The sequence below is a fragment of the Gottschalkia purinilytica genome, assembly GCF_001190785.1.
Classification (GTDB): Bacteria; Bacillota; Clostridia; order Tissierellales; family Gottschalkiaceae; genus Gottschalkia_A; species Gottschalkia_A purinilytica.
In genome coordinates this window covers 39,653-58,167 of record NZ_LGSS01000002.1, presented here as the reverse complement: position 1 = coordinate 58,167, position 18,515 = coordinate 39,653, and the positions used below count along the sequence as shown (strand labels likewise).

Here is an 18,515-nt window from a genome sequence, read left to right as displayed (position 1 = left end):
TAATATAAGTAATGATTTATAATGAGAAAGACAAATCAGTCTATAGCTTTTTTGATTTTTTAAATTCTATAGATTTATCAAGCTTGATTGTTTAGAAAATTAACAATATATAAAACTTATAAGAACTACTTTCTCTTTTAGGAGGAAACTATAATGAAACTACACAATATAACTATAAATAATATGAAAGGCAATGCATATAGATATGTAATGTATTATTTAAGTAATACACTTACAGTGGCTATATTTTTTATATTTTCTAATTTTGTATTTTATCCCAAAAAAATAACTAGTCCCTCAGAAATAGCTAGTCGTAGTATTGATAATGGTCTTATAATGTGTCAAGTCATAATAGTTATGTTTTCATTATTTTTTGTAACTTATTCGGTATCTATATTTTTGAAATCTAGAGAGAGAGAATTTGGACTATTATCATTATTTGGAATGACTAAAAATCAAATAAGAAAATATGTATTAATAGAAAGTACAATAATATCAAGTATATCCATTGTCTCAGGTATCATTTTAGGAATATTGTTTTCAAGACTTTTTTTTCTTATAATAGGGGCACTTTTACAGAAACATATTATATTTGGTATTTCGTTTAAAGCTACAAAGTTAACACTTATTATATTTTTGCTATTATTTCAATTTATAAATATAGTGATGCTTATTAGAATAAAAAACAAAGAAATAATAGAACAAATAAAGTCAAATAAAGTTATAAAAGAAGTACCTACATTTTCAATATTTAAATCTCTAATAGGAATTACTTTATTAATAGTAGGATATGTACTAGCTTGGAATGCATATGGAGTTAGTGTAATATCAAGAATGATACCAGTTACACTTATAGTTATAGCTGGAACCTACTTTATATTCACTCAGTTTAGTATATTACTAACGAATCTACTTAAAAAAAATATAACTAGGTTTTATACAAAGACAAATATAGTTGCTGTATCTCAAATGATATTTAAGTTAAAGGATACTGCAAAAGTGTTATTTTTAGCATCTATATTAGGAGCAATTACCTTTACAGCTACTGAAACAGTATATTCTCTTTCTACTGAATTTGTAGAAGCAATAAGAATGAGTACTCCAGATGATGTAGGAATAGTGAACTCCAAGGAAGATATAAATAGAAAAATAGACATTAGTGAAATAACGTCTATACTAGAAAAGTATGATCTGAAGGTGAAATATTTAAACGAGGTTAAAGGAGTAGAAATTAAAATTGGAGAGGAAGTAGATAATAAAGATTCATATTATAAAAGTTTAGCTTTAATATCCAATTCCCAATATAATAAGTTAGCTAAACAATCTAATAATAAACAGATAAGATTAAATAAAAATGAAATAATATATACTTTTCCTTTTAAAGAGGTAGGGGAGTTAGAGCCTAGGAAAGAAACGTATATAGAGAAAATGTTGAACAAGAATATTTTAGAATTTAAAATAAATGATACTACAAGGAAATATAACATTAAAGAAAAAATATATGAGACTCCTATGAACACATTAAGAATTCGATATAGTGGTGTTTTATCTGTTAATGATATAGAGTTCGAAGAAATATTAAAAAATATATCTAAAGAACAATTAATTGAGTATTATGGAATAAAACTTGAAGATGGATCAAATTCTTATAAGGCTGTCAAAGAAATAAGACAATATTTGAATAAAGGTTATGAAGGTCATTATTCTACTAAAGCAGATCTCTATATTGAACAAAGAAGTAGCTTAGGTGTAGTAATGTTTATAGGACTTTTTATAGCACTTTTGTTCCTTATAGCGTCAGGAAGTATAATATACTTTAAGTTGTTTAATGATATGAAGCAAGATAGTATGGAATATAGTATCCTTAGAAAAATAGGAGCATCAAAATCTGATATAAGAAGAATAATAACTAAACAAATAGCAATTATATTTTCTTTACCTTTTATAGTTAGTACTTCTCATTCATTATTTGCATTAAAAGCGTTGGGAAATTTCTTACAAAGGAACTTACTTATTAATGGATTAACAGTTATATTTGGATACTTTTTAGTTCAATTAGTATATTTCTTAATAGTAAGAAAAATATATATAAGAAAAATAGATAATTTTCAATAATGGCATATACTTAAATGAGTAAGGAAGATATAAACATGACAATAATGTAAGAAAATATTTTATATTTGAAAGAGAAATCAATACAATGATTTCTCTTATTTTTTTATAATAATAATGTAAATTACATTGTCATAAGTTCTAATGACTATAATAGATTAGTTTAATTTAGTTATAGATTAAGTTATTAGAAAGTTTTTATCTATGTTGAAAATAATTACTTAATATTTGCATTTGATAAACTATTTTTAGATGATTGTAAACTATAGGAGGTAAGAAAATGAAAGTATTAGAAGCTAAGAATTTATCTAAGATATATGGAATGAAAGGTAAAGGGATATCTGTAAAAGCGTTGGATAATTTTAATATGACTATAGAAGAAGGAGAATTTGTTGGAGTAATGGGTCCTTCTGGTAGTGGTAAAAGTACACTTTTGAATATACTAGCAACAATAGATAAACCGTCATCAGGAGAAGTTCTAATAGGTGGAAAAAATCCTCATAAATTAAATGAAAATGAACTAGCATTATTTAGAAGAAATGAGCTTGGATTTATATTTCAAGATTTTAACTTACTAGATACGTTGTCAATAAAGGAAAATATAATATTACCGCTAGTAATGAATAATGAAAAAACAAAAGAAATAGAAACAAAAGTTCAGGAAATAGCATCAGTATTGGGAATAGATAGTATATTAAACAAAAGAACTTATGAAGTATCAGGTGGACAGCAACAGAGAACTGCATGTGCAAGAGCACTTATAGGTAAACCGTCTATGATACTAGCTGATGAACCTACTGGGAACTTGGATTCTAAATCAGCATATGACTTAATGGAGTCACTTGAAAGAATGAATAAAGAAAGAAAAGCAACTATAGTAATGGTAACACATGATGCCTTTTCTGCAAGCTTTTGTAATAGAATAATAATGATAAAAGATGGAAACTTCTTTTTAGAGATAACAAAGGGTTCAAGTAGACAAGTATTCTTTAAAGAGATATTAGACTCACTTTCTCTTCTAGGAGGGAACTATAATGACACTATCTAATATAGCAGCTAAAAATGTGAAAGGAAACTTATACAGATATATAATGTATTATTTAAGTAATACATTTGCAGTAACTGTATTTTTTATATTTGCTAACTTTGTAATGAATTCTAAAGTAGTGAAAGAAGGAGGAGAAGGATTAGCAAAACAGTTTGGAAGTAAAGCTATGATAGAAGCTCTGAACAAAGGACTTATAGCGTGTCAAATAATTATAGTAATTTTCACTGTATTATTTGTAGGGTATTCTATATCTATGTTTATAAAGTCTAGAGGAAAAGAATTTGGACTTCTTTCTCTCTTCGGGATGACTACTAGACAAATAAAAAAATATGTTATGGTAGAAAGTACAATAATATCTATTGTATCTATACTCTCAGGTATTATTTTGGGATCCGCTTTTTCAAAGCTATTTTTCCTTATTATGGGATCGTTTCTAGGAGGAAACATTCCATTTAGTGTATCTTTAAAAGCTGTAGGATTAACATTAATAGTATTTTTTGTACTTTTTGAACTTATAAATGCTTTTATGCTTGTGAAAATAAAAAGTAAGGAAATAGTTGAACAAATAAAGTCTAATAAAGTTCCTAAAGAATTACCTAAATTTTCAGTGCTAAAATCTTTATTAGGAGTTGGACTTCTAGGCGCAGGATATTTTATAGCTTCGACTATAAAACCGATACAAGTAGTGGCAGCTTTCATTCCAGTAATATTGTTGGTTATAACTGGAACATACTTTATATTTACTCAGTTTAGTTTAGCTATTACAACTAGACTTCGCAATAATAAGAGTATATTTTATAAACAAACTAACATGATAGCATTATCTCAAATGATTTTCAAATTAAAAGATACTGCTAAGGTATTATTTTTAGCGGCTATATTAGGGGCTATAACTTTTACAGCTACAGAAACTGTATATACGTTCTTTACAGAAATACCTGAGATGGCATCTATGGGTATGGCAGATGAAATTAGCTTTATAGAAAGTAAAGAGTCTAAAGATATAGATGTTACTGAAATTAAAAATATATTAAAAAAACATAATATAAATGTAGATTACTATAATAAGGTTGATGGAATAGAACTTACAAGAAAGATTAAAAATGTATCTAGTGGTAACAATGAGGAAGAAATGGAACAAATATTTACTGCTATATCAAATTCTCAATATAATAAAATTGCTAAAAAGATTGGAAGTAAACAGCTTAAATTAAATAAAGATGAAGGAGTATATATCTATCCATTTGATCCTAATCAATTTGAAGATAAAAAAGACAATAATAAAAAGAAGAAAATATTAAATGAAGACAAGCTATTGCTTAGTATAGGAGATAGTACAAAAGAATATAAAATAAAAGAAGAAATATATAAATCTGTAATTAATGTTACATTTACAGAATATTCGGATCTTCTAGTTATTAGTGATGAAGCGTTTAAGGATATATCTAACAAAGCTTCAGAAGAACAAGTAATGACATATCATGGTATGAAGCTGAAAAACTGGAAAGATTCACTAGAGGCTTCTAAAGAGATACAAAGTAAAATAATTAAATCAGAAGATAAACATGTAAGTGGAGAAAATGGCTACTATTATTCTAAAATTATACCTTATACAGAACAAAGAAGTACAATGGGAATGACATTATTCATAGGATTCTTTATAGCATTCTTGTTCTTTATAGCAGCTGGAAGTATAATTTACTTTAAATTATTTAACGACATAAAACAAGATGATATAGAATATGGAATTCTAAGAAATATAGGAGCGTCAAGGAAAAACATTAAGTCTATTATAACTAAACAGACAGGTATCATATTCTTCTTGCCTTTTGTGGTGGGTGTTGTACATTCGTTATTTGCCTTAAAACCACTAGGAGCAATGTTACAAAAAAATCTAATTATGAATGGCTTAACAGTAGCAGGTGGTTATCTTGTATTCCAAATAATATACTTCTTAGTTATAAGAACAATATATATTAAGAAGATGGAGGCTTTAAAATAGTATAAAACAAAACTAAAATTTACAGATATTTAAGTATTTAAAATAAGAAATCAGATGGGAATTTTATCCCATCTGATTTTAAATTGAGATATATTACTATGTGGTTGTACCAAATTTTTATTTTAAGATTCTAATTACTTAGTGTACTGTCTTTTAAAAATATAAAAAGTTAAACTTAAGAAAAGAGGTGAAAAAATGAAAAAAGGACTTAATTCGTTTCAATTAAAAATAATAGGAATTATATTTATGGTACTAGATCATTTGTATGCATATTTGAACTTTATGGGAATGCCAATTTGGTTCAAATACTTGGGCAGAACGGTAGCACCAATGTTTATCTTTTTATCGGTTGAAGGATTTTTCAAAACTAGAAGTAGAAAAAAATATATAACAAGGCTATATATATGGGGGATTATAACTGAAATAGGAAACACAATAATTAATAGATACTTTAGTAGACCAGATGACGCTATGATAATAAACAACATTTTTCTAACTCTTGCAGTTACGTTGAGTATTCTTGCTTTAATTGAAAAAATAAAAAATGATAAAAAATATGTAACTGGAATAATTGGAATAATTATATTAATATCACTTTCGATATTTGTAGAAGGAGGACCAATATTCATTTTAGTAGGAGTTATATTTTATGCATTTAGAGAAAAAAAGAGCATTATGTTTATAGCTTATGCAATACTTTCTTTATCCATTATATTTGGTGCTGAATCTTTTACGCTTAAAACACTTTTATATAATAATTATCAATGGATGATGATATTTACATTAATACCTATATCAATGTATAATGGAGAAAGAGGTAGAAGTATAAAATATTTCTTCTATGTATTTTATCCAGTGCATGGATGGATAATATTTATTTATTCGACATATCTACTTTCTAAGTAGTAAAACTTTAAGATTAAAATTTTAGACGATAAAATTATGATACTATAAATATAAAAGTCATTATCTTATATTTATAGTATTTTTTATATTCTTATTTTAAATATATGGGTAAAATATTTGGAATTATATTATAAATGATTTCTTATATCAATATATATCTAATATAATTATAATATAGTTGAAGATTATTTTATTCGATAACCGACAATTATAATACTTTTATTTTTGTAAGTTTAAAATAAGACTTATATAGTGCTTAGATTAAGCTTTACTTTATATCAAAAGAAAAAGGAGATGTTAATTTATGAAATTTGATAGTATAGATGTAGCTAAAGCAGCTATAAAAATAGCATTATCATCTAGAGAAGAAGAAAAAGAATTAATAAATAGCTTTAAAGAAAAAGAAATAATTACTGCTGGAGTTGATATAGGTGGAGACCTTATATCTTCAATACACAAGATAATAGAAAGGTCAGTAGTAGCATCAAGACGTAGTGGTATAACAAAAGAATGTTTAGTGCATGATGGTGCAGTAGCAGGAGCAACAAGAGAAGCTATAGTACAAGTAGCTTCAAAAGCTAATGGATTAAATGTAGGTGGAAAGATAGGTATAGCTAGATATGGTGAACATTTAAGTGTATGTATATTTATGAGTATAGGACTTTTACACCTAAATGAAGTTGTCGTTGGACTAGGACATAGATGTGTACCTGTTTTATAGGAAAAATATCGTACTTTGTATATAATATTGACTTGAAATGTTTTTTTTTATATAATTCAGTTAAATTATATAGTTATGCACTTTTACTTTAACACTTTTTAGTAATAAAGAGTTAAGTAGGTTTGTAGAATAGTAGATAAGTATATGTAGGTAGGATACTTAAAAGTGTTTTTGTTTAGCACACTATATTAAAGACTAAATAGGAGGATGGTAGAATGGTAGGAAAGCTAGGTAAGAAAATAGTATCTTTGAGTTTAGCTCTGGTTTTAGGGGGATCTCTATTAGCAGGCTGTTCAAAAACAGAAGATACTAGCTCTAAATCAAAAAGTAGTAAAGAGGACAACGGAAAAATAAAGATAGGTATATCACAAATAGTGGAACATAAAGCCTTAGACAGCGCTAGAGAGGGATTTATAGCAGCTTTGGAAGAAAAAGGATATAAGGATAAAATAGATGTAGAGTATAAAAATGCTCAAGGTGACCAGTCTTTATCTGAAAATATAGCACAAAGTTTTGTTTCACAAGATAAAAACTTAGTACTAGGTATTGGAACTCAATCGGCACAAGGATTATACAATGCCACTCAAAAAGCTAAGAAAGACATACCTGTATTAATAACAGCAGTAACAGATCCTGTAAATGCAAAACTTGTAAAGAGTCTAGAAAAAACAGAAACCAACGTTACAGGAACTTCTGATGCATTATCAATAGATACTCAATTTGAATTATTAAAAAAATTAGTTCCAAATGCCAAAAATATAGGTATATTATATAACACTAGTGAAGCAAACTCAGAAGTACAATTAAAAGATGCAGAGAAAGCAGCACCGAAATTTGGATTCAAAATTGTTAAAGGTGGAGTTACTGGAACAAATGAAGTTGCTCAGGTACTTGATTCTATTATAGGAAAAATAGATGCTATATATGTTCCAACTGATAACATAGTAGTTTCTTCTATGCCTTTAATTTATTCAAAGACTATTGACAAGAAAATTCCTATTATAGGATCAGAAGAAGGGCAAGTTAAAGATGGCGCGTTAGCTACAGATGGTATTAACTATAGTAAACTAGGATATCAAACAGGGCTTATGGCTATAGAAATATTAGAAGGTAAAAAACCTCAAGACCTTCCTATGCAAACAACAAAAGAAACTTCTACAGTTATTAATAAAGAAACTGTAGGAAAATTAGGAATCAAATTACCAGAAGATATAAAAAATAAAGCACAAATGATAGGAAGTGGCAAGGGTGAGTAGTAGTTTTTTGATTAGTACTTTAGAACAAAGTTTAATATATGGAATAATGGTATTAGGAGTTTATATAACATATAAAATATTAGATTTTCCTGATTTATCTGTTGACGGAAGCTTCCCTTTGGGAGCTTCTGTAACAGCATATTGCATAGTTGGTGGAATGAATCCTTTCTTAGCCATTATATTGGCTACTATAGCAGGTGCTATAGCGGGGATTATTACAGGAGTTCTTCATGTGAAACTTAGAATCACAAATCTCTTATCTGGGATACTTGTCATGACAGGATTGTACTCAGTTAATCTAAGGATAATGGGCAAGCCTAATACACCTTTAATGGGTGCCAAAACTATATTTTCATATAATATAAACAGTATAGTTATAATTATAATAATAACTATTTTAGCTAAATTATTATTGGACTTATTTTTATCTACTAAGTCAGGGTTTGTATTAAGAGCTACAGGAGACAATCCTCAACTAGTTACTTCATTAGGAGTAGATATAGGAAAAGCTAAGATAATGGGAACTATGATTTCAAATGCTCTAGTTGCATTAGCTGGATCAATACTTGCCCAACATCAAGGATTTGGAGATGCAGGTATGGGAACAGGTATTGTAGTTATGGGACTTGCATCAATTATCATAGGACAATCCATATTTAAAAGGTTAACTTTCTTTAAAGCAACAACAGCAGTTTTATTTGGATCAATTATTTTTAGATTAGCTACAGCATTTGCATTAGAAAAGAGTTCATCACCTACGGATTTAAAACTTATGACAGCTGTCGTAGTTATAATATTTTTAGGGATAAATAATAGAGGTAAAGATATTAAAGCTTTATTTGTAGGAAAGAAAACTAGAAGTGGAGGTGAAGGGAATGCTCTCAATTCAAAATCTATGTAAGACTTTTAATAAAAATACAGCTAATGAAAATGTACTTTATAATGATTTCTCCTTAGAAGTGGAAAAGGGAGATTTTATAACTATCATTGGTAGTAATGGAGCAGGTAAATCTACACTTTTAAACGTTATATCGGGAGTTCTTCCTATAGATGATGGAATTGTAACTTTAGATGGAAAGGATATAACATCACTTCCAGAGTATAAAAGAACTAGAGTTATATCTAGAGTGTTTCAAAATCCTTCTGTTGGGGTTTCACCTTCAATGACTATACTTGAAAATATGTCCATGGCTTATAATAAAGGAAAGCATTTTGGATTAACAAAAGGTATATCTAAAAAGAATATAGGATATTTTAAAGAACTTATATCTGAACTTCATCTAGGTTTAGAAAATAAGATGGATCAAGAAGTAGGATTATTATCAGGTGGACAAAGACAATCTTTATCTTTAATAATGGCTACTATGTCTAAGCCTAAATTACTCTTACTAGATGAACACACAGCAGCACTAGATCCTAAAACATCTGCAAGAATAATAGAACTGACTGAGGAAATAGTTAATAGAGATAGTGTCACTACACTCATGGTGACTCATGACTTAAGACATGTAGTTGACTTAGGAAATAGAGTTATAATGATGCACCAAGGAAATGTTATACTAGATATAAGTGGTGAAGAAAAACAAGAATTAACAGTAGAAAAATTACTTTCTAACTTTGAGAAGACACAAGGACTATTATCAGATAGAACGTTACTTTCATCTTAAAAAACTTTAGGTAATACCTAAAGTTTTTTCTTTAAATAAAGATTTAGTGATTATCATTACATATGGAAGGAGACATAACGTACATGCTAGGGGTTATTGTAAACTCTATATCAATTTGTATAGGCGGACTTATAGGATTAATATTTAAAAATTTAATAAAGGAATCGTATAAAGAAACTGTAATGAATGGAATAGGATTATGTGTTATATTAATAGGAATTACAAGTGCTATAAAAACAAAATCTATGTTGCCTATAATTATAAGTATAGTAATTGGAAGTCTTATAGGAGAGATGCTAAACATAGAAGAAAAGCTAAACAATCTTGGAGATTGGATAGGAGAAAAATTTTCTAAGGAAGGAGGAAGCTTTTCTAAGGGATTTGTTACTACTACATTAATATTTTGTGTAGGGGCTATGTCTATAGTAGGTTCACTAGAGAGTGGACTTAAAGGGAGTCATGATACACTTTATGCTAAATCTATATTAGATGGAGTGACATCAATAGTATTTGGCTCTACTTTGGGAATAGGTGTAGCTTTTTCATCAATATCTGTACTTATATATCAAGGACTTATAGTTCTTAGTGCTTCAATGGTAAAAGACTTTTTTACTCCTCAAATGATAAATGAAGTATCGGCTTTAGGAGGATTACTTATAATAGCCATAGGAATTAATATTTTAAATATAAAGAAAATAAAGATAGGGAATATGATACCATCTTTAATAATAATATTAATGTATTATGCATTAGTCTAATAAAATGAAAAGTGGGCAAAATATAGTTTAGTTACTTAAACATAGGAACATAAGAAAAATCAAGCAATAAAGTATAATAGGAAGAAAATTGATATTAATTTAAAATAAAACCTTTAAATTATCATTTAAATCTAAAAAAAAAGCTTGATTAGAGACTATTTATTAAGTAACATAATATTCATAAGGATTAGCACTCTATCAAGGTGAGTGCTAATAATGAAAAAAAGCAGTTAAATATACTTAAATTTAATATATATCTAAGGAGGGTTTTTAATGAGCGTTAAGCCTTTAGGAGACAGAGTTGTTATCAAAAAAGTAGAAGTTCAAGAAAAAACAAAAAGTGGTATAGTACTTCCAGGTACAGCAAAAGAAGAACCACAAATCGCTGAAGTTGTTGCTATTGGAGCAGGAATTACTAATGACGAAAAGAAAAAAGATGAAATTAAGGTAGGAGACAAAGTTATATTTTCAAAATATGCTGGAACAGAAATCAAAGTAGATGGAGAAGAATATACAATAGTAAAATTAGCTGATGTATTAGCAGTAGTTCAATAATTTTAAATCATATAATTTTATTATTAATATCATGTACTTACAATTTTAAAATAACTGAGGAGTGTGAATATAATGGCTAAAGATATTAAGTTTGGCGAAGAAGCACGTCGTGCTATGGAAAGAGGTATAAATAAGTTAGCTAATACTGTTAAAGTTACTTTAGGTCCAAAAGGAAGAAACGTTGTTTTAGATAAAAAATTTGGATCACCACTTATTACTAATGATGGTGTAACTATAGCTCGTGAAATAGAATTAGAAGATCCATTTGAAAATATGGGAGCACAATTAGTAAAAGAAGTTTCAACTAAGACAAATGATGTTGCAGGAGATGGTACTACTACAGCTACATTATTAGCCCAAGCTATTATTAGAGAAGGACTTAAAAATGTTGCTGCTGGTGCAAATCCAATGATTTTAAGAAAAGGAATAAACAAAGCAGTAGGAGCTGTAGTTGAAGAAATAAAATCATTCTCAAAACAAATAGAAACTAAAGACGCTATTGCTCAAGTTGCATCTATCTCAGCTGATGATAACGAAATAGGACAATTAATAGCAGAAGCAATGGAAAAAGTAGGTAAAGACGGAGTTATAACAGTTGAAGAATCAAGATCAATGGGAACTACTTTAGATGTAGTTGAAGGTATGCAATTTGATAGAGGATACTTATCACCATATATGGTAACTGATACTGAAAAAATGGTTGCAGAATTAGAAAATCCATATATTTTAATTACAGATAAAAAAATAACTAATATTCAAGAGATATTACCAGTATTAGAACAAATAGTACAACAAGGTAAGCAATTATTAATTATAGCTGATGAAGTAGAAGGAGAAGCATTAGCTACATTAGTTGTAAACAAATTAAGAGGAACATTTAACTGTGTTGCTGTTAAAGCGCCAGGATTCGGAGATAGAAGAAAAGACATGTTAAGAGATATAGCTATCTTAACAGGTGGAGAAGTTATTTCAGAAGAATTAGGATATGACTTAAAAGAAACTACACTAGACCTTTTAGGAACTGCTCAAACTATTAAAGTTGATAAGGAAAACACAACTATTGTAAACGGTGCTGGAGCAGAATCAGATATTAAAGATAGAGTTAATCAAATAAAAGCTCAATTAGAAGAAACTACTTCAGAGTTTGATAAAGAAAAATTACAAGAAAGATTAGCTAAATTATCTGGTGGAGTAGCAGTTATTCAAGTTGGTGCAGCTACTGAAACTGAATTAAAAGAGAAAAAGTTAAGAATAGAAGATGCTTTAGCTGCTACAAGAGCTGGAGTTGAAGAAGGTATGGTATCTGGTGGTGGTACAGCATTATTAAATGCTAGTAAAGCTGTAGAAAAGTTACTAGAAGGCTCACAAGGAGACGAAAAAACTGGTATCCAAATAATATTAAAAGCATTAGAAGAACCAGTTAAGCAAATAGCTATAAACGCTGGACTAGAAGGATCAGTTATAGTAGAAAAAGTAAAAGCAAGTGAACAAGGAATTGGATTTGATGCATTAAATGAAAGATATGTAAATATGATCGAAGCTGGTATAGTTGATCCAACTAAAGTTACAAGATCAGCTTTACAAAATGCTGCTTCTGTAGCTTCAATGGTATTAACTACTGAAAGTGCTGTAACTGATATAGAAGAAGAATCAGTACCAGAAATGGGCGGTGGAATGCCTGGCGGAATGCCAATGATGTAATAAATCAAGTGGTGAAAGGTGTTAAAACCAACATTTGAATAACTTTATAAAAGAGATTTGCCAACCATTTGCGAATATAGGATGACTTTTGGTTGGCAAATTTTTTTAAAACTATTCAAGACTTATATTAGCTTCTAAAAGTATAGTAGCATATTTATGCAAATTGATATAGAGATAATGTATAAAGAAGCTTTAAAAATTAAAAATGAGCCTTAGAATTGATCTAATACTTTCTTACAAAATAGTTTATTTAATGAGATTCGAAAGCACCAACTTTTTTGCATTTGAATATAATAGTTGTATAAATGCAAAAGAGGGAGGTGTATATGTTGAGGTATTACTATAATACATGGGACTACTGGATCAACTATCGTATAGATATCGAAACAGCTATTCGAATCGCTCTAAGACAAGTTCCGGGGCGAGTAATAAAAGCTGAATTAGATACTGAAAATGGTTTATTGGTTTATGAAGTTAAAATTCTTACTGATTATGGAGTATATGAGGTTAAAATAAATGCTGATACAGGAAGAATAATTGAAATTGATAGGGACTAATTAGAGAAATAATTAAAAATGAATATATAAAATTAATTTAAGACAATGAGTTTATATTAAAAGCTCCTATGTAAAACTTTTAAAGTTTTATATAGGAGCTTTTTTGTGAATTATAATAGTTTAAACGTGAAAGTTATAAATATTAAGAATAAGAACTAAGTTTACATAATGAGTTAAGGTTCCAACCTCTTTCATTTCTAGCATTTTCAATATTAGACTCAATACTCTGTACATTTAACTGACATCTAAAAAGTATTTTTCTAAGTTCTGGGCATGGTAACTCTAAAACAATACTACTATAAGAATTTGATATATATTTTTCTGAATAAATGAGGTCATTTAGCATATCTTTCTCTGTTAAAAGATTATAAACATACATAGATAAAATCACTCCTCTTATCCTTTAAGTGAATCTAAGTACGAAACTATGCTTTGATAATTATCTTTATGTTTAAGACTTGATTCATAGCATATATTTTTAAGTTCACTATCAAAAATCATATTACTATAGTTTAAATATTTTTTATAAAGTACGTATTCATTATTTAATTGTTCTTTTACTAAACTTATAGATTTTTCATCTAACATAAAAATCCCTCATTTCGAGTTAAAATTAATTGTTGTATAATTATTATCTCTATGTAAATGAAATATATAACTTGAAAAATATGAGATATCATGTAATAAAATAATTAATAGTTAAAAAGTATATTTAATGAGAAAACTTTTTTATAATTGATAATTAAAAAAATTTTAAATGGTTTACATAAAACAATCTTAGTGACAAAATTTTAAAAACAAAAATGCTTGACAAACATATTAACTATAATATAAACTATAGTTAATCGATTAAAGAAATTAAATTTGTTAATAGCTCATATATACCCTGGAATAAGGCTAGGGAGTCTCTACCGGATAACCGTAAATTATCTGACTATGAGTGGAAATTAACTCGTATTTTTGTCGTTCAAAATACACGTTCCACTCGGATGTGTGTTTTTTTATTTTTTATCGAAATTTTTGCGACAAATTAAAACTTTTTAAAGGGTAAAGAATTGTTGAATTAAAAATAGACATATAATTAACATTATTGAGCTTTGTTAATATTAAATAAAAAATAAAGTTGCTACAACTCATATATACCCTAGAATAAGGCTAGGGAGTCTCTACCGGATAACCGTAAATTATCTGACTATGAGTGGAAATCAATATGTATTTTTGTTATGCTTAAATACACATTCCACTCTCGAATGTGTATTTTTTTATTTACAATGGATAAGTTGACATAACTTTAAATATTGAGATTTAAAAAATAAACAAAACTTCTTGACAAAAGTGGGACTATAAGTTACACTTTTGTTAACTGAATAAAAAGGAAAAACTGTTAAAAAATATTATCGTTATGGCTCATATATACCCTAGAATAAGGCTAGGGAGTCTCTACCAGATAACCGTAAATTGTCTGACTATGGGTGGAACTAACTTGTATTTTTGATACCCAAAATACACATTCCACTCTTGAATGTGTATTTTTTTGTAGAACATAACTAAAGATAGTCTGGAGGCAAAATATGGATAATAAACTTATTCTGATAATGGATTTTGGTGGTCAATATAGCCAATTAATTGCTAGAAGAGTTAGGGAAGCCAATGTATATTGCGAAATAATTCCTTGTAACTATTCTCTAGATAAAATAAAAGAAAAGAATCCTTCGGGGATTATATTTTCAGGCGGACCAGCAAGCGTATATTCAGATGAAGCTCCAAAATGTGATAAAGGAGTATTCGATTTAGGTGTTCCTATACTTGGAATTTGCTATGGTGGTCAACTTATGGCTCAAGTATTTGATGGAAAAGTTACTAGAGCGGAAGAGAAAGAATTTGGAAAAACTAAGCTTGAAATATTAATCAAAGATGGAATATTTGAAAATATAGACGAGGATATCTTATGTTGGATGAGTCATACAGATTTCATAGATAGTCTACCAAAAGGATTTGAGGTTTTAGCTAAAACAGATTCTTGTCCAGTAGCTGCTATGAGAGACAAGGATAGAAATCTATATGCAGTTCAATTTCATCCAGAAGTTGAACACACAGAAAGAGGAAGAGAAATTATAAATAATTTTATATATAAAGTTTGTAAATTATCTCCAAGCTGGGACATGGGACATTTTGCTAAGGAAACTATAGAAAGTCTTAAAGAACAAATAGGAGATAAGAAAGCTATATGTGCACTATCTGGCGGTGTAGATTCATCTGTTGCAGCAGTATTAGTGCATAAGGCCATAGGGTCTAACTTAACTTGTGTATTTGTAGATCATGGGCTTTTAAGAAAAAATGAAGGTGACGAAGTAGAGAAAAACTTTAAGGAAAAGTTCAACATGAACTTAATTAGAGTTAATGCACAAGATAGATTTTTAGAAAAATTAAAAGGGGTTACTGACCCAGAAACAAAAAGAAAAATTATTGGAGAAGAGTTCATAAGAGTATTTGAAGAAGAAAAATCTAAGCTTGGCCAAATTGATTATTTGGTTCAAGGAACTATATATCCAGATGTTATAGAAAGTGGAACTGATAAAGCGTCTGTTATCAAAAGTCATCATAACGTAGGAGGTCTTCCAGAAGATGTGGACTTTAAGCTTATAGAACCACTAAGACCTTTGTTCAAAGATGAAGTAAGAAAAGTTGGAAAAGAACTTGGAATATCAGATGAAATAGTGAACAGACAGCCGTTCCCAGGACCAGGATTAGCAATACGAGTATTAGGAGAAGTTACAGAAGAAAAGCTGAATATAGTTAGAGAAGCAGATTGGATTTTTAGAGAAGAAATTAAGAATGCTGGACTTCAAAACGATATATGGCAGTACTTTGCGGCTCTTCCAAACATAAAAAGTGTTGGAGTAATGGGAGACGAAAGAACTTATAGTCATACTATAGCTCTAAGAGCGGTAAATTCATCAGATGGAATGACATCTGATTGGGCTAGAGTACCATTTGAAGTACTAGAAAAAGTTTCAAATAAGATAGTAAATAATGTTGATGGAGTAAACAGAATAGTTTATGACATAACATCGAAACCACCATCTACTATTGAGTGGGAGTAGAATAATTTTGAAATAATTTGACTTACCCGGTCAATTATTTATATAAAAGTTCCATGTGAATGGAATAAATAAACCAATATCAAAAAGTTATATCACCTAAAATCACAAAGCCAAAAGACAGAAGACCCCCTTCTGTCTTTTGGCATTTTGTTTTTTAGTATATATAGATATAATAAATATAAGAGAAAATACACAGGGGGAAAATAAAAAATGAGAAGAGAATATGTGAGGTACACAGATAATCTTCCTATACACATAAGCTTAAGTGATATAAGAGAATATCCCATACATTGGCATAATGCTCTTGAAATAATATTCGTATTGAAAGGAAGTATATATTTAAATATAGAGGCAGGAACGTACAAAGTAAAAGCGGAACAGATAGAAATGGTAAATGCTGATGAAGCTCATCGCATATATAGTGATGAGGAAAATTTGGTATTAATACTTCAGATAAATCCTAGTTTTTTTGATAAGTATTATGCTGATATGAAAAACATGTTTTTTTATGCAGATACATCAGAAGAAAATATACAAAATACTGAAGAATATATTATATTGAAACAATTTGTAGCAATATTATTACTAGAGAGCATAAAAAAGAGAGAAAATTACCAAGAATTTATAAATAAAACTTTAATAGATCTCTTATATCATCTAATAAATCATTTTCATTATCTTATGTATGAGAAAGAAGAATTAAAAGATGATGAAGAGCAGCTTCAAAGATATCATAGAATAGTAAAATATATATATAATAATTTTAAAAATAAAATAAGTCTTCAAGAAATAGCTGAAAAAGAATATCTAAGTTCACATTATTTATCTTATAAAATCAAAAATACAGTGGGAATTAGTTTTAATGAATTTTTAAATTTAACTAGAGTAGAAGAAGCTATAAAATTACTCTTAGATACAGATAAGACACTAACAGAAATATCTCAAGAACTGGGATTTTCTCACATAAGATACTTCAATAAATATTTTAAAAAACACTATAAAATGACTCCGAAAGAATATAGAAAAAAGTATAAAAAAACAGAAGAAGAACTGAAAGAAATAAAGAAAGTAAAAGAATATTCTACAGATTTATCATTAGACTACCTAAAAGACTATTTAGCTGAATACTCAAGATATAACATTGAAGAAGAAATTATAAAAATAGACTTAAACTTATCTGACGAGGGCAAAAAACTAGATAAAAATTATTTAGAAAAGCTATATTTTGGAAACTTTCATTACTTGTTAATAGAAGATATATTTAAAAATTTAAAATCTATACAGGAACTGCTGAATTTTAAGTACTTAATTATAAAAGATTGTTTTAAAAACAGAAATTATAGACTGTTTGAAGAAGGTGTAAAAAAACTAAAGGTATTAGACCTTACGCCTTATATAATAATTAGTAAAGATGAGGAAGACATATTTTTATCTAATATAGATTCTATACTAGAAAATTTTTCGTCAGAAGAAGTAGAAAAGTGGATATTTGAATACGATAAGTCATTAGATGATAGAATAAAATTCAGTAATAGGAGTATTATCTATGATGACAAAATCAATGATATATATAATACAGAATATATGCTACCATATACGTTTAAAAATTTTATGAATGATGATTTTTATATGCAAGCATTAGATTTTAAAGAAGAGTTATTCTCTGGAGAATATGGAGTATTAAGTTATCAAGGAGTAAAGAAACCTTCGTATTATAGTATGTATTTTGCAAGTCTATTAGGAGATAAGATCATATCTAAAGGAGAAAATCATATATTAACTTGTAATGACGAAGATTATCAAATACTTATTTTTAATGAAGGTAAAGAAAATGTAAATAAAGAAATACATTTTTTTCTCAATATAGAAAATCTAATAGATGATTATAGAGTTATAAAATATCAAGTAGATGAAAAGAGTGGCTCTAGCTATAGAATTTGGAGATCTATGGGTAAATCTAAGAAATTAAAAGATGAAGAAATACAATTAATAGAATATATGTCATTTCCTAAAGTAGATATTAAACATGCAAAGAAGAGTAATGTATTTCCTATAAATTTTAAGATGTTTGGAAGTGGGGCCACAATGATTATATTCAAAAAAGTACAAAAAGCACCTTACTAGAGGT

At 28.1% G+C, this 18,515-nt stretch carries 16 protein-coding genes and 3 riboswitches; of the genes, 14 read left to right on the top strand and 2 right to left on the bottom strand.

The window, feature by feature from the left end:
- Positions 1–153: 153 nt before the first annotated feature.
- The 12 genes from CLPU_RS02095 (at position 154) to CLPU_RS02040 (ending at position 13,283) form a co-directional block, all read left to right on the top strand.
- Entirely contained in the window at positions 154–2,115 is a 1,962-nt protein-coding gene (locus tag CLPU_RS02095; protein WP_050353994.1) for an FtsX-like permease family protein, read from the top strand.
- Between the two features lie 277 nt (positions 2,116–2,392).
- The gene (locus CLPU_RS02090; RefSeq protein WP_050353993.1) at positions 2,393–3,160 is read left to right on the top strand and encodes an ABC transporter ATP-binding protein; all 768 of its coding nucleotides are present in this window, start codon (positions 2,393–2,395) and stop codon (positions 3,158–3,160) included.
- On the top strand, positions 3,147–5,162 hold the full coding sequence (locus tag CLPU_RS02085) for an ABC transporter permease (protein WP_050353992.1): 2,016 nt from the start codon (positions 3,147–3,149) through the stop codon (positions 5,160–5,162). The genes CLPU_RS02090 and CLPU_RS02085 overlap by 14 nt, the downstream gene beginning before the upstream one ends.
- A 195-nt stretch (positions 5,163–5,357) precedes the next feature.
- A complete protein-coding gene (locus tag CLPU_RS02080) occupies positions 5,358–6,068 on the top strand; it encodes a TraX family protein (RefSeq protein WP_050353991.1) in 711 nt (236 codons plus the stop codon).
- Positions 6,069–6,372: 304 nt separating this feature from the next.
- Positions 6,373–6,789 carry a HutP family protein gene (locus CLPU_RS02075; protein ID WP_050353990.1) on the top strand — a complete coding sequence of 139 codons (417 nt, stop codon included), beginning with the start codon at positions 6,373–6,375 and terminating at the stop codon, positions 6,787–6,789.
- A 215-nt stretch (positions 6,790–7,004) separates the two neighbouring features.
- A complete protein-coding gene (locus CLPU_RS02070) occupies positions 7,005–8,045 on the top strand; it encodes an ABC transporter substrate-binding protein (RefSeq protein ID WP_050353989.1) in 1,041 nt (346 codons plus the stop codon).
- A complete protein-coding gene (locus CLPU_RS02065) occupies positions 8,038–8,946 on the top strand; it encodes an ABC transporter permease (protein WP_235436084.1) in 909 nt (302 codons plus the stop codon). Before CLPU_RS02070 ends, CLPU_RS02065 begins: the two co-directional genes overlap by 8 nt.
- Positions 8,921–9,712 (top strand): ABC transporter ATP-binding protein, encoded by a 792-nt coding sequence (locus CLPU_RS02060; protein ID WP_050353988.1) that lies wholly within the window; start codon positions 8,921–8,923, stop codon positions 9,710–9,712. Before CLPU_RS02065 ends, CLPU_RS02060 begins: the two co-directional genes overlap by 26 nt.
- Positions 9,713–9,795: 83 nt before the next feature.
- Positions 9,796–10,470: a DUF554 domain-containing protein gene (locus CLPU_RS02055; RefSeq protein WP_050353987.1), complete on the top strand. Its 675-nt coding sequence runs from the start codon at positions 9,796–9,798 to the stop codon at positions 10,468–10,470.
- 273 nt (positions 10,471–10,743) lie between these two features.
- Complete coding sequence (locus CLPU_RS02050; RefSeq protein WP_050353986.1) at positions 10,744–11,025, top strand: co-chaperone GroES; 282 nt, start codon at positions 10,744–10,746, stop codon at positions 11,023–11,025.
- A gap of 72 nt (positions 11,026–11,097) precedes the next feature.
- Complete coding sequence (gene groL / locus CLPU_RS02045) at positions 11,098–12,726, top strand: chaperonin GroEL (RefSeq protein WP_050353985.1); 1,629 nt, start codon at positions 11,098–11,100, stop codon at positions 12,724–12,726.
- A gap of 326 nt (positions 12,727–13,052) precedes the next feature.
- Positions 13,053–13,283 (top strand): PepSY domain-containing protein, encoded by a 231-nt coding sequence (locus tag CLPU_RS02040; RefSeq protein ID WP_050353984.1) that lies wholly within the window; start codon positions 13,053–13,055, stop codon positions 13,281–13,283.
- A gap of 142 nt (positions 13,284–13,425) precedes the next feature.
- Here CLPU_RS02040 and CLPU_RS02035 read toward each other — a convergent pair whose 3' ends face one another.
- Together CLPU_RS02035 and CLPU_RS02030 are read right to left on the bottom strand one after the other, a co-directional pair.
- Positions 13,426–13,662, bottom strand: a complete 237-nt coding sequence (locus tag CLPU_RS02035; RefSeq protein WP_050353983.1) for a spore coat protein — start codon at positions 13,660–13,662, stop codon at positions 13,426–13,428.
- Between the two features lie 17 nt (positions 13,663–13,679).
- A complete protein-coding gene (locus CLPU_RS02030; protein WP_050353982.1) occupies positions 13,680–13,871 on the bottom strand; it encodes a hypothetical protein in 192 nt (63 codons plus the stop codon).
- A gap of 267 nt (positions 13,872–14,138) precedes the next feature.
- A riboswitch (purine riboswitch) is annotated at positions 14,139–14,240 on the top strand.
- A gap of 156 nt (positions 14,241–14,396) precedes the next feature.
- Positions 14,397–14,498: riboswitch (purine riboswitch) on the top strand.
- Positions 14,499–14,670: 172 nt separating this feature from the next.
- Positions 14,671–14,772: riboswitch (purine riboswitch) on the top strand.
- An 82-nt stretch (positions 14,773–14,854) separates the two neighbouring features.
- On the opposite strand from CLPU_RS02030, the gene guaA reads away from it, so the two are divergent.
- Together guaA and CLPU_RS02020 are read left to right on the top strand one after the other, a co-directional pair.
- Positions 14,855–16,387, top strand: coding sequence for a glutamine-hydrolyzing GMP synthase (guaA, locus tag CLPU_RS02025; protein ID WP_050353981.1), 1,533 nt, complete (start codon positions 14,855–14,857; stop codon positions 16,385–16,387).
- Between the two features lie 210 nt (positions 16,388–16,597).
- Entirely contained in the window at positions 16,598–18,511 is a 1,914-nt protein-coding gene (locus CLPU_RS02020; protein ID WP_050353980.1) for a helix-turn-helix domain-containing protein, read from the top strand.
- The last annotated feature ends 4 nt before the right edge of the window (positions 18,512–18,515 follow it).